The organism is Achromobacter sp. D10 (assembly GCF_035282245.1).
GTDB lineage: Bacteria > Pseudomonadota > Gammaproteobacteria > Burkholderiales > Burkholderiaceae_B > Achromobacter > Achromobacter insolitus.
Genome location: NZ_JAYJLE010000001.1, coordinates 481,021 through 494,281 on the forward strand (window position 1 = coordinate 481,021; position 13,261 = coordinate 494,281).

At 66.7% G+C, this 13,261-nt stretch carries 10 protein-coding genes; 2 read left to right on the forward strand and 8 right to left on the reverse strand.

The window, feature by feature from the left end; translation table 11 throughout:
• Positions 1-15 precede the first annotated feature (15 nt).
• From tagF to tssJ, 5 genes are read right to left on the reverse strand one after another with little or no spacing between them, the layout of a single operon-like run.
• The gene (gene tagF, locus VCS63_RS02300) at positions 16-732 is read right to left on the reverse strand and encodes a type VI secretion system-associated protein TagF (protein WP_042797487.1); all 717 of its coding nucleotides are present in this window, start codon (positions 730-732) and stop codon (positions 16-18) included.
• A gap of 13 nt (positions 733-745) precedes the next feature.
• The gene (gene tssM, locus VCS63_RS02305; RefSeq protein ID WP_238913727.1) at positions 746-4,375 is read right to left on the reverse strand and encodes a type VI secretion system membrane subunit TssM; all 3,630 of its coding nucleotides are present in this window, start codon (positions 4,373-4,375) and stop codon (positions 746-748) included.
• Entirely contained in the window at positions 4,372-5,649 is a 1,278-nt protein-coding gene (locus VCS63_RS02310) for a DotU family type VI secretion system protein (RefSeq protein ID WP_063961652.1), read from the reverse strand. Before VCS63_RS02310 ends, tssM begins: the two co-directional genes overlap by 4 nt.
• A gap of 26 nt (positions 5,650-5,675) precedes the next feature.
• Positions 5,676-7,010, reverse strand: a complete 1,335-nt coding sequence (gene tssK, locus VCS63_RS02315) for a type VI secretion system baseplate subunit TssK (RefSeq protein WP_323878144.1) — start codon at positions 7,008-7,010, stop codon at positions 5,676-5,678.
• An 18-nt stretch (positions 7,011-7,028) separates the two neighbouring features.
• Complete coding sequence (tssJ, locus tag VCS63_RS02320; protein ID WP_238913728.1) at positions 7,029-7,589, reverse strand: type VI secretion system lipoprotein TssJ; 561 nt, start codon at positions 7,587-7,589, stop codon at positions 7,029-7,031.
• A gap of 136 nt (positions 7,590-7,725) precedes the next feature.
• Here tssJ and VCS63_RS02325 point away from each other — a divergent pair, with 136 nt between their 5' ends.
• Entirely contained in the window at positions 7,726-8,079 is a 354-nt protein-coding gene (locus VCS63_RS02325; RefSeq protein WP_223306561.1) for a TssQ family T6SS-associated lipoprotein, read from the forward strand.
• A gap of 27 nt (positions 8,080-8,106) precedes the next feature.
• Complete coding sequence (locus VCS63_RS02330; RefSeq protein WP_323878145.1) at positions 8,107-8,877, forward strand: FHA domain-containing protein; 771 nt, start codon at positions 8,107-8,109, stop codon at positions 8,875-8,877.
• 4 nt (positions 8,878-8,881) lie between these two features.
• Here VCS63_RS02330 and tssH read toward each other — a convergent pair whose 3' ends face one another.
• Genes tssH through VCS63_RS02345 form a run of 3 tightly spaced genes read right to left on the reverse strand, consistent with a single transcriptional unit; the run spans position 8,882 to position 13,252 of the window.
• Entirely contained in the window at positions 8,882-11,494 is a 2,613-nt protein-coding gene (tssH, locus tag VCS63_RS02335; protein WP_323878146.1) for a type VI secretion system ATPase TssH, read from the reverse strand.
• A 14-nt stretch (positions 11,495-11,508) separates the two neighbouring features.
• Positions 11,509-12,612 (reverse strand): type VI secretion system baseplate subunit TssG, encoded by a 1,104-nt coding sequence (gene tssG / locus VCS63_RS02340; protein ID WP_063961649.1) that lies wholly within the window; start codon positions 12,610-12,612, stop codon positions 11,509-11,511.
• Positions 12,613-12,616: 4 nt separating this feature from the next.
• Positions 12,617-13,252 carry a DUF3540 domain-containing protein gene (locus VCS63_RS02345; RefSeq protein WP_233461688.1) on the reverse strand — a complete coding sequence of 212 codons (636 nt, stop codon included), beginning with the start codon at positions 13,250-13,252 and terminating at the stop codon, positions 12,617-12,619.
• Between the last annotated feature and the right edge of the window lie 9 nt (positions 13,253-13,261).

Consider the following 13,261-nt stretch of genomic DNA (forward strand, 5'->3'; position numbering starts at 1 on the left):
GTTCCTCCGGCGGCTTCAGGGATGCCAGGTAGGCAAGGAAGAGAACAACCTGGCGAACAGCGTGGCGTTCAGCGCCCCGCCGTGGACATAGGTCTGCAAGGCTGCGCCGTCCGCCTGATTGGTCCACCAGTAACTGGTGTGCGAACTGGGGTTGAAGCAGAAAGGCAGATCAGGCCAGGCGCCCAGCGCGCGGCGCGCCAGTGGCACGGAATCCTGCTCCCGGCCAGCGCTCAGGATGTCCATGATGTCGTTGCCTCCGCGTGGTGCGGGCGCGCCTGGCGCCACTGCGGGCGTACGCACTTGCTGGAGGCTGCGGTCGAACTGTTCCGCCGGGCACCCATGGCGCACCGCCGCCAGCATGCTGGTGCCCACTTGCCGGTAGTAGTCGCTGGCGCCGTCCAGGATGCTGCTGTGGTATTGCGCGGGCGGCAGGGCCATGACCACGCACAGGGGATAACCTCGGCCTACGCGGTCGCGGCTGGGCGTGATGCAGCCCAACTGCGCAACGCCCGCGCCGGGACCGGCTGGAATCGCGAAATTCCAGATGGGCGCCGACGCGAAGCCGCGCGCGGCGTTGACGTCCGGCGCCTGCTTCAGCGCCGCCAGCCCGAACTGCAGCCAGCGGTCCCACCACGTGATCAGTTCGCGCGGCAGGCGGCGGTGCACGAAGTCGCCCGCCGCCGGAATCTTGCCGTACCAGCCCACACGCCCACGCTCCAATCCTAGCTCCATGTCCATGTCCTGTTCACGACGCGCCCGGGCAGGCAAAGGCCTGCATCTCGGCCAGATGAAAGGGGCTCTTGACGCTGCTGGCGGTAATTTCCAGCACCACCTTGCGTCCGCCCAGGTCGAAGGTGGCCAGCGTGACTTCCGGTGTCGGCCCGCGCCGCAGTTGGGCGCGGTCCAGCATGCGGTTCAACGCCCAGGGGCCGGACGTGGTCATGCCTGCGGCGCCTTCTTGCGGCGTGAGTTCGATGCGCACCTGGTTGCTGCCGCGCGGGCCGGGCCATTGCACCGTGGTCGCCACCTGGGGGCCGTGCGCATATCGCACGGCCTGTCCGTCTACGTCCATCACGAATTGGGTAATGCCCGCGTCCATTTCCACCGGCCTGATGGCCACCCGGTACGACGGCATGGGGTTGCCCGCCATGAAGTACACGTCGCGGATGACGCCCGCGCGCTGGAAGGCGTCCAGCGTGGTGGAGTTTTCTCCCGACTTGCCGTCTATGCCGGGCTTGAAGCGCCAGCGCTGGCCAGACACGTCGATCTGGTTTGCGAGGTTCTTCTGGAAGAAATCGTCCATCAGACCATTGGGGCCGAACAGCCGGGCCATATCGTTAGGCGCCACGTCCCGCGCGGACCGGCTGGAGAACGGATAGCGTCCCGCCACGGACTGACCGCAGAACATGCCGATGGTGGCGGATACGGTCTCGCCCATGCGTGCCCGGGCGACGTCGGACACTTCGCCGGACGCGTTCACGGACAGCGAGTTGAGCACGTCGCGCAAGGGCCCCGGCAAGCGTCCCGCCTCGGCGCGCAGCTTGGTCACCGCATCCGAGCTGGGTGCGGGGCTGCCGCTGCGCAGGGCCGCGTCCGCCGCCGTCAGGTAGGTATAGAGCTCGTTAATGAGTCCCGTGGTGGCGGCGATCGGCGTGGAGGTGCCGCCCGATCCGCCCTCGCCCTGCGCCAAACGGCGATATGGCTCGAAGTGCTGGTCCACGATGCGCTCCAGCTTCTCGTCGGATGCGTCGGCCCGCAACGCCGCGCCCGGTCCCGTGGGTCCGAACATCTGTTCCAGCGCCTCGCGCGTGCTGCTGACGCGGTCTCGCGCCTGGTCCACCAGCGACCGGTCATCCTTGCCGGTATCGCGCAGCAAGGAGGTTTCGCGAGCGACGCCGCGCACCAGCTGCACCAAAGGTGATTCCGGCGCTGACAAGGTCCGCGCCATCTGGATGTTCTGCAGCAGGGACTTGCTTGGCGCAAGCTGCAGGTCATTCAGGTAGCCGTCCCATTGCGCAACGTAGTCGTTCATGTACAGCCGCTTGATATCGGCCACCAGCTGGCGTTGCGCGCCCTGGTCCAGCGGGCCGCGCAACGGGATATTCAATATCCATGCATCGTCCGACCGCAGCACCTCGGCCACGCCGGTCACACGCTTGTTGAACACATCCCAGTAGCCGCGATAGCTGTAGAGCGCCGGGATTCCCTGGCTCAGCGGCTTGCCGCTCTTGCGCACGAACACGGCGCTCGCCTGGGCGCCGCCCAGCGTGACCACCGTGTTCTCGGGCACCGCATCCGCATTGGCCAGAGTGCGGCGCAAGCGGCTATAGGCGCGTTGGGCAAGGGTATAGCGCGCCAGCTTCTCGCGCGCCTGCGCCACCAACGCATCATCCTTGGGAAAGGGCGAAGCCAGCACGTGGCTCTGCGTCAGGTTGCGCAAATGCAGCGACAACTGCTCATACTGGCGCCGTGTGTAGCCTTCGGGCAGGGTGGCCTGCATGTCCGACAGCAGCCACGCATGCATGAACTCCGCATCGTATCGGTCGGCCTCGTACAGCATGAGATAGGCACGCAGTGCCTCGTAGGAATACTCGAGGTCGCTGGCCGAAGCGTCGCGAAGCGCGGTCTCGACGCGCCGCGCCACTTGCGGCAGCAGCACCTGGTCCAGCGTATTGCCATACACGCCCTGTGCGGCCGCCTTGAGCTTCATGCCCTGGTAGAGCCCATAGCGATAGCTTAGCGGCGGATTATCGATATCGAAGCCCTCATGCTGCGGCAGATACCACAGGCTGTCCAGGAAGGGCATCAGGCCAAGCAGGTCCCCTGTGCGCGTGATCTTGATATCGCGGCTCAGCTTTTCCACGGCCGGCACGCGGCGCGCCACTTCTTCCACATAGTCGGCGTTATTGCGATAGCTCATCGCCCAACCCGCGATCAAGGCAACGAAGGCCGCAGTTACCAGGCCGTAGCCGGCCCAATGCAGCTGCCGGTAGCGGCGCTCCCAGCGCAGGTTGCGACTCGCCAGGCCCGCTTCGCGAAAGATGACGTCCTGCAGCAGGTTTTTCAGGAAGTAGCTGCGGCCCTCTCCTTCCCCCGGAACGCTGACCGCGGGCGCGGCGCCGCCGTCTATGCGCAGATAGCGCTTCAAGTGGCCGGTCACCTGGTCGAAGGTCTCTCCGCCCTGCGTGCCGCTGGTGAAGTAGACCCCGCGAGGAATGACGCGCGCCTCGAACTTCGAGGTGGCAAACACATCGCTCAGGAAGTGGCCAAGGATGGCCTGCAGGCCGGCAAACTGCTGCGGCAACATGTAGGCGAGCGCGCGCCTCGCCGGATCGGGTTCCGCGGCCACCACCTCGGGCAAGGCGTCGTCCAGACGCCGCTGCAACAAGGCATATTCTTCATGAAAGGCCTCGTACAGATCAAAGCCCGGATCCTGCGCCCGCGCATACGGCAGCGTAAAGCCCCAGATCTGCGCCAGCTCTTCGCGCGTGAACGACGCAAAGTATTCTTCGAAGCCCGACAGCAGGTCGGTCTTTGTCACCAGCACATAGACCGGAAACGCGATGCCCAGCTGCTCGCGCAGTTCCTGCAGCCGGCGCCGCAATACCGCGGCGTGCTGCGCCCGTTCCGCGTCGGACGCCGACAGCAGGTCCTCGACGCTGACGGTAAGCATCGCTCCATTGATGGGCTGCCGGCCGCGATACTTGGACAGCAGGCCGAGAAAGCCGCGCCATTCTTCTTCGTCGCCAGTCGGATCGCTTTCGTGCGTGGTGTAGCGTCCCGCAGTGTCCAGCAGCACGGCATCATCCGTAAACCACCAATCGCAATTGCGCGTGCCGCCCACCCCACGCAAGGCAACCTTGCCATAGCGCTCCGCCAACGGGAAATTGAGTCCCGAATTGACGAGCGCGGTGGTCTTGCCCGCGCCCGGCGCGCCAATGATCACGTACCAAGGCAGCTGATACAGGTATTGCTTGGAAAACCGGTCCAACGCGCCGCGTTTGCCCCGGTTTTCGAAGCGGGTCTTGCGCAGCAGTTCCACCGCCTCGTGGAATCGTGCCTCCAACTGGCGGATCTCGTCATTGCCGGCAGCCTCGTCCAGCGGCTTGTCCGCTTTCGGCTTCGGACGGCGCAGCTGACTCAGTAGCTGCGCATTCAAGCGCCCTTCGCGCCACTTGCGCCACAAGAGCCGCAGCAGCCAGATCGCGAACATCGCCACGATCACCGCAATGCGCACCGTCTCGCTTTCCAGCGGACGCACCGTGCCTATCGCGATCAGCGGGCCAGCAATCCAGATCAGCACCGCCAGGGCCACCAGGCCCAGGAAGTTCCACACGCGGCGGCTGAAAAACCATCCGAACAGCCTGTAGATCATTCCTGTCCTCCCTGCTCGTGAGCCACCGGCGGCACGAGCACCGTAATCTCCACTCTCCGGTTCAGCGCGCGACCTGCGGCCGTATCGTTGGGCGCGACCGGATCGGCGTCGCCGCGGCCCTCTGCCCGCACCCTCGCGGTCTGCCCCAGGCGTTGCTCCAGCATGTCCTTGACAGCGTCCGCACGCGCCTGTGACAGATGCCAATTCGACGGGAAACGTGCGCTGCGCATCGGCGTGTTATCGGTATAGCCGCGCACCAGGATGCTGCCCTGGGTCTCACGCAAAGCGTCGGCAACGCGTGACAGCACCGGCAGGTATTGGTCGCGCACGGAGCTGGCGCCCGACTCGAACACACCGTCCCCGCGCAGCACCACCACGCTGCGGTCAACCTCGTCGCGCACGCTGACCAGTTGGTCCCGGATTTCCGGCGCCAGGAACACAGCCAGCCGAGGCGCGGGCGCCGGCCGCTTGGCTGCGGTCGGCGCGATCTGCACGGTGGGCGGCCGGAGTTTTGCGATGGACGCGAATACCTCGTCGGATTGGCCGCCCAGGCGCCAGCCCAAACCCCAATACAGCGCCAGCGCCAGGACGGCGGCCAGCGCGCCGAACACCCACAGCGGCACCGGCAGCCTGCGCAACGGCGTCTGCGCCGGTTCGTCGCGCCAATGGGGCGACAGCGCCAAGGGATAATCGCCGCGCGCGCCGCGCAAGATCCTGAGCAGCCGCTGGCGCAACGTTTCCAGTTGAGAGCGGCCGTTGTCGATCACGCGGTAACGGCCTTCAAAGCCCAACAGCAGGCAGTAGTACAACAGTTCCAACAGGTCCAGATGCTGCCCCGGATTCTGCGACAGCTTGGCCAGCAGCTGGAAAAATTTCTCCCCGCCCCAGGTCTCGTTGTGGAAGGTGACGAGCAGGCTGTGCGCGGACCACACGCCACCGCCGCCCCAAGGTGTGAGCGCGGCGGCTTCGTCCAGCGCCGTGCACAGGCAATAGCGCGCACCGAGTATGGTCTCGTTCGATATGCCAGCCTGCTGCGCGCGCAGTTCGAACTGACGCACCTCGTCCAACAGATGCTCGCGCAGCATCGCGGGCGACGGGTGGGTCGCCGTGGCGCGGATCTGCGGAATCAGGTCCAGCAGCGGGTTTGCCGCGGCCACCAGCGGATTGGTACCGCTGATGACGTAATCGTGAGGACGCAGCCTGCCCGCCGAACCGGCGGCGCCTTCGCCCATGCCGCCCGGAGGCCCGGCCAGCGTGTGATCCGAAGCATGCATAATTGTCTCCGCCTGGTTGGCCGCGCTCAATCGCGCAGCGCCCAGAACTCCATCGTCAGCCCGGGGAAATCGCCCGCCAGATGCAACGCGAGCGCACCGGTGCGCTCCAGCTGCTTCCAGAATTCGCCGCTCTTATCCAATTCAAAGTAAACGTGTCCTGCGCTGTAGGGAATCTGCCGCGGCGCCACCGGCAGCGCGCGGACCGCAACGCCGGGCAATTGCAGGTGCACCAGATCCCGGATGCGTTCCACGGGCCCGATCTTGACCTGCGCCGGAAAGCGCGCGCGTACCGTCTCCACCGCCAGGTCCGCATGCACCGCCAGCACGAAGCCAGCCGACTGCAACAGCTCCGCATCCTGGACCTGCGCCACGCGCACGCCCTGGCCCCGGTCCTGCAGGGGAATCTGCAAGGCGCGCTGCTCCAGCACCGCCGACAGCGATCGGCGCAGCTCGTTCATCAAGGGCGTAAAGCTGCCCTGCAGATCGTCATGCGCATACCCGGGCAACACACCTGGCCGCCGCGTGACCGCAGTAAAGGTAGCGAGGTCGCAGGCCAGCATCAGCCAATCGTGGAATAACCTCTCCGGATGCAATGAGGGACTTTGCCGCGCATGCCAGATGGATCCCATGTAGCGATTGACGGTCTCCAGCAGCATGAAGTCGGATACTTCGGACACGCCTCCACGGCCGGGCTGCGACAGGCGTGCAGCGAGCGCCTCGCTGCGGGCGTCGAGCAAGCCCTGCAGCTCATCGACGAAACCGCGCAGAACGGGGTGCTCGCCCGCGGCCAGCCACGGCGCCACATACGCTTCGTCCAATACCACCCGGTTATCCGAACGTCGCTCCAGGACTCGCGCCACGCCCAATCCGATCCAGTCATCGGTCAGCTCGTCCTCCAGCATCAGCCGCAGCCGCAACCGGCCCAGCTGCATCAAGACGGGTTCCAATGCAACGGAGCCGCTGTCCTCCACCTCGGCCTCGTGCACCAGATAGCGCGCCAGCGTATCTTCTTCACCCTCGTAGATCACATCGCTGGCGCCCGCGCGCATGCGCGGCAAGGCCAACATGACGCGAGCGCCACGGGTTTGCACTGGCACTTCGAACGCCGCGGGCGCCGTGTCGGGGTGCGAGAAATCGAAGGGCGTGCCATCGGGCATGACGCCTTGCGCCTGGCTCAGCGCCACTTTGCCGATCGCCAGCGCGTCGCGGTCCAGCGACAGCTGGCCGAATCCCCAGAAAAAGCCCTGTAGCGACGCCGCACGCTGTTGCGCGGCATGCAGCATGTGGCGTTCAAATTGCTGGAAATGCTGCGGCCGCAGGAACATGCCCTCCGACCAGATCACTTTATCTCTGCTCACCATGTCCGGTTCTCTTTGCGTCTAAAAAGGCCACCACGATCGGCTGCGATCCACCTCTTCCAGTCCATCGCGCTTGACCGCGACTTTCACCGTCTCCTCATTGGGCGAAAATTGCCAGACCTTGTACATGTTGGTGTTCTGCGCTTCGGGCAGCGGCACCAGCAGCCGCCACTTGCTTTGCTCCAGTTCGCGATAGGCTGCCACCACCCCCACCACGCGCGCCTCGGCGTTGCCGGGGTACTGCACCACCTTGGTCTCGCCGGGCTTGAGAATCACCTGGTCGACGTTGAGCAATTCCGCGCCCAGCGCCGCGTGCGCGTCACCCTGCAAAGTAAAGAAATCACGCGATTCGAAGATGCTGGCGGACTTCAGTTCATAGATCGTCACCTGCACAGGCGACGGCCTGCCGCTGGCGTTCTGGTTAACTTTCGGATCCGCGCGCAACTCGATCGCGTACGGCACAGGCACGCGCTTGGCGGTCGAAGAACATGCCGCGAGCATCACCGCCGCCATCACACCCGCAACGATGGCGGCGCTGCGGCGCCTCGCTATGGGAATCCTTCGTAGGCATGGACTGCTCATAAGACCTCGGAAATAAAAGTACACACGTCTGTTACGCCGCGACGCATACGTGGCGCGGCAGGCCGCTATCATCGGCGGAATGACCAGGCCTACTCACCCCAAACGACACGCCCGCGCCATGAAACAGCCCGTACGCATGTGCTTGATGTCCACGCTCGCGCTGCTTGCCGCCTGCGCTTCCACGCCCTCGCCGCAAGCCGTGGAGGCTTTGCAGCAGGTCCGCGACGAATATGCCGCCAGCCGCTTCGGCGCCGTCGTGCGCACCGTGGCCACCTCCGACGCGCTTGCCACCGCGCCCACGGCTGTGCGGGTCGAAGCTCTCAAACTCCAGGCTTTCAGCTACTGCGTCACCAACTACCGTCAGCTGTGCGAGGACAGCTTCGTGCGCATCCTGCAGTTGCAGCCCTCGTTCCAACTCGCGCCGAATGAGGCCGGGCACCCCCAGTGGGGACCGGCGTTCCAGGCAGCGCAGGCGTCCCAGACCCGTTAACGCGCCGCAGGCGCCCAGGAGACAGGCGTGAAGCTCACCGTGTTCCAGCATGCCGGCGATCCGGCCTTCGAACCTATCCATGTCGTGTTCACCGCGCCGGGCGGCACGATAGGCCGCAGTTTCGACAACCAGCTCACCCTGGCCGATCCCACGGGCGGCATCTGCCGCGTGCAGGCGGCAATCCGCGTCAACGACATGGACGCGGGCTTTCTCCTGAACCTGAGCGACATGAGCACCGTCAGCGTCAATGGGCGGGCGCTCGCGCGGGAGCAGGAGGTCCCGCTGAATCCGGGCGACGAGCTCGAAATCGGCGACTACCGGCTGCGTGCCGAAACGGTCCCGCACGCGGCAGAACCGGCCGCTCCGGCTTCGTTGGCCGCCGTGGCCGACGAAGACATCTTCAGCGACCTGATCGGCCCAGGTACCCTGCCCGTCGGCAGCGCGCCGGACGTCTCCACACACCCCTTCGATCTGGACTCCGCGCAGGCGCGCAACCCGGAGGATCCCCTGCGCCACCTGCCCCCCGGCGACGGTATGGTGTCGCGCGCGGCCACCGACCCGCTGGCGCTGTTCGACGGGCCGGGAGACGGCACGCCCAGCATCTTCTCTGACGGCACGCCGTCCACCCTGCCCGCCCACGACGCGCTGGCCGAACACCGCACCCATCCCGTTGATGACGCCTTGGGCGGCCCGCGCGACGCCGGCGAACGCCACAGCGCGCCCGATCACCTGCGGGAAATTGGCGGCTACATGCGACCAGCGTCCATCAAGCCGGATCCGGGCGACAAGACCGGCTGACGTCTCAGGCGTAGTCATAACGGAACTCTCCCTCCGCGGCTGACAGGCCTACGCGGGCGAGCCTGCGATCCTGCATCGACGCGCCCAGCAGCTCCCGGCTGATGCGGGGCAGCACCGTGTTGGTCAGCACGGCATCCACCATGCGGGCGCCCGATTCCACCTCCGCGCAGCGCGCAACAACCAGCGCGATCGCCTCGGGCGTCACCTCCAGCACAATGCCGTGATGCTCAAGGAGGCGGCGGCGCACGCGTTCGAACTGCAGGTCCACGATGCGCGCCAGCATGGCGTCCGGCAGCGGCAGGTAAGGCACCGCCACCAGCCGGCCCAGCAGCGCCGCGGGAAAGGCCTGCAACAGCGGCTCGCGCAGGGCCGTGGCCAGCGCGGCGGCGTCGGGCAACAACTCGGGATCGCGGCACAACGCCGCAATACGATCCGCGCCCACGTTAGACGTAAGGATGATGACCGCATTGCGGAAGTCGATATAGCGCCCCTCGCCGTCCTCCATCCAGCCCTTGTCGAAGACCTGGAAGAAAATCTCGTGCACGTCGGCGTGCGCCTTCTCCACCTCGTCCAGCAGCACCACGCTGTACGGTCGCCTGCGCACCGCCTCGGTCAGCACACCGCCCTCGCCATAACCGACGTAACCCGGCGGCGCCCCTTTCAGGGTGGATACCGTGTGCGACTCCTGGAACTCGCTCATGTTGATGGTGATCAGGTTCTGTTCACCGCCGTACAACGCCTCGGCCAGCGCCAACGCGGTCTCCGTCTTGCCGACACCGCTCGGACCGCAGAGCAGGAAGACGCCCACCGGTTTGCCGGGGTCTGTCAATCCGGCGCGTGAAGTCTGAATCCGCCGCGCCACGGCCTCCAGCGCGTCACGCTGTCCGATCACCCGCCTCTCCAGAGTGTCCGCCAGGTCCAGCACCGCGCGCGCCTCGTCGCGCAGCATGCGCCCCACGGGTATGCCCGTCCAGTCGGCCACCACCGCTGCCACCGCGGCGGCATCGACCGCGCAATGCACCATCGCCGTCTCATCCTGGCTGGCGGCCAGCGCTTCGCGCGCCTGCGCCAGCGCGCGGCGCTGGTCGTCCTGCGCGTCGGAAGAGGCAAGATCCAGCGTCTGGCGCAACGTCAGCACGCGCCCGGCCAGAGCGCGCTCCGACTCCCAGCGCACCGCCAACACCCGCTCGTAGTCCGCGGCGTCGGACTGCTCGTCAATCAGCCGCTGGACCCGTTGCGCGTCGCCTTCGCCCAGGCGCAGCTCGCGCTCCGCGATGCCCCTGGCCAGCTCCAGCGCCTGCACTCGCCTGCGCGCGTCCTCCAGGCTGGGCGGCACGGCATGCTGGCTTACCGCCACGCGCGCGCAAGCGGTGTCCAGCAGCGCGACAGCCTTGTCCGGCAGTTGCCGCGCGGGAATGTACCGGTGCGACAACGTAACCGCCGCTACGATGGCTTCATCCAGCACCAGCACGCCATGATGCGCCTGTAGCGTTTCGGCAAGCCCGCGCAACATGCCGAAGGCGCGCGCCTCATCGGGTTCGTGCACCTGTATGACCTGGAAGCGGCGGCTGAGCGCAGGATCCTTCTCGATGTACTTCTTGTATTCCGACCAGGTCGTGGCCCCGATGGTGCGTAGCTCGCCGCGCGCTAGCGCAGGCTTCAACAGGTTGGCCGCGTCGCCCGTCCCCGCGGCGCCACCGGCGCCCACCAGCGTGTGGATTTCATCGATGAACAATACGATGGGCCTCTCGCTGGCCTGCACCTCGTCGATAACGCTGCGCAACCGTTGCTCGAACTCGCCCTTCACACCCGCGCCCGCCTGCAACAGGCCTATATCGAGCAGATACAGCGCGACGTCGCGCAGTTGCGGCGGCACCTCGCCCGCTGCCAAGCGCAGCGCCAGGCCTTCCACGACGGCCGTCTTGCCCACACCGGCTTCTCCGGCCAGCAGCGGATTGTTCTGGCGGCGCCGCATCAGCACGTCGATGAGCTGGCGGATTTCCTCGTCGCGCCCCGACACCGGATCGATCGCGCCCTCGCGCGCCCTGGCGGTCAGGTCCACGGCGAATCGCCCAAGCGCAGACCCGCCCTCGTCCGGCGGCCCGGCCGCGGCGGAAGCGGGCTCTGTTTGGCCCGTGCCCTCCGGGGATCCCTGCACGATCTCTTCCAGTTGTTCCAGCAGCGTATCCGGCGCAATCTTCGAGAACTGCCCGGACATGCCCACCAGCACATGGCGCAGCGCATAGGTGCGGGTCAGGCCCGCCAGGAGATGCGCGCTGCGGATGCGCGCCGAGCCATAGCGCAGCGATCCCAGCACCCAGGCTCTCTCGACCGCGTGATCAATATGTTCGGACAGGTCGGAGACCGAGCCCGCCCCCGCCGGCAGGCGGTCCAGTTCCGCCGTCAGATCGGCCTGCAATCTACCCATATCAAGTTCGAAGCGGCGAGCGATCCGATGCAGGTCGCTGTCCTGCGCGTGCAGGATCTGATGCATCCAATGCACCAGCTCGACATAGGGATTGCCGCGCAGCTTGCAGAACGCAGTGGCGCCCTCCAGCGTCTGGTAGAGCAGTGGATTGAGTTTTCCGAAGAGGTCGATGCGGCCGATATCCGACATGGCAATTGGGCGCGTCAGGCGCGCGCAGTCGTTGAGGTGGAGGCCCGAGGACGGCCACGTTGCGGGGCGCTGCCGCGGCTTTCATAGTCCAGCAGGAGATCGCGCGCCGCACCTTGCTCCGGCCGCCGCTTTCCCAGCCACGAGGCCAGGCCCAGCGGACGCTGCGCGCCCAGGGTCAATCCGCGCGCATCCTGCGCGCGCAAAACCGGCCTCAGGTCCCAGGCCAGCTCCATGCCGATGTAGTGCCGGACCCAATGTGTCAGCTGACGGGCGCGCGTGCCCCCAGGGAGGAAGCTCTGGTAATCCTCAAGCGCCAGGGGACCAATTTCAATGCGGAACTTGTGCTGGGCATCGCGCACCGCCACCCCCAGTACCGTGTCGCGCCCCAGCCCCGAGCAACCGCCCAGGCCCAAGCGCTGCTCGGGCTCCAGCCGGATCCACTGCGGCACGAACTCGCGGATACGTACCGGCAGGCCGAAGAACGACTGCAGGATGTGTTTGAGGCCTTCGGGATTTCGGGTCTGTCGCGTCAGATGGCCCGCCATGAAGTACTTGGCATGGTCCAGCACGGCGTCGCGGCGCCGCATCGACGGCTCGCCCATATGCAACAGGCTGGCCACGTAACGCGTGAAGCGCTCGTCCTTTCGGTCCAGGCTGACCGTGCTCTGGGCGTCTGCCCAGGCGCGGTAGAACAGCAGGATGAGCCGGTGATGGAACACGTCCGCGAATGCCGACAGCGTGCGGTCCCCATGATGCGCCATGCGCTCGCGGGCGTGCTCGGTCAGGTGCAGGGGCAAGGGGCCATTCGGGCCGAACAGGCCGAAACTGTATATCGACAGCTCCGCGGGCCGTCCGCCTTCGGCGGCGCGCGCGCTTGCCACGGTGGACGGCGCAAACGCCATCGACGGCTCCTGCCGCAGCCGGACGGGTTCGTGGCGCGCCACCGTGTCGCGTCCCAGGGGCTTACGCGCCCCGGACAGCGCGTCTATCCAGCGCAAGGCATGGAACAGATCGTGGGCGTGCGGTTCGCGCTCCACCGCGCGCCACCACCGCGCCAGCACGTCGGATGGCGTAGCGGGCGGGCGGACGGCAGGAGGGGCGGGTTGGGCGATATCCACCGTCCTACCCCATGTGGATCTGCTTGGCGTCCACCTTGACCAGGTCCCCGCCCGTCACCACCGTATAGGCCGCGTGCAGCCGCGCCGTGTGATCGGCCTGGAAATCGATCGCACCGGCGCGCACCTGATCCATCTCGCTGACGCTGCGCAGCGACAGCCGCGCCATCACGGTCAGGCGGTCCAGCACGGCTTCGTAACTGCGGCCCACCAGTCGCATCTCGCCCACAGTGGCATGCAATTGCTTCGCCACCATGCGAATGCGTCCGCAAGTATGGCGTTCGTCTTCCGCCTCTATCGCATAGTCGGGTGTGCGCACTCGCACGGCGCGCCCGCCCTCCAGCAGCACGTCCCCCGTGCATGAACGCAATATCAGGTCGCCCTCGGCTTGCATCGTGCTGCGCGTCGCGTCGGCTTGCACGGTTACGGCGATCAGGTAGATCCGCGCGGGATCCGGGCCGCTGATCAGCACCTCGTCCCCGGGCTGAGGCTCCAACAGGCAGCTGGCCGCTCTCTGCACGGTCCAGACCCGGCCGTCGCAGGCAACGGCATAGCTGCCGTCGGGTTCGCGGTGCAGCAGCTCGCCCAGCAAATGGACGGGATCGTAGGCCATGCGGTTCAAACGTGCGGCGGACTTCATCATGCGCTCCTG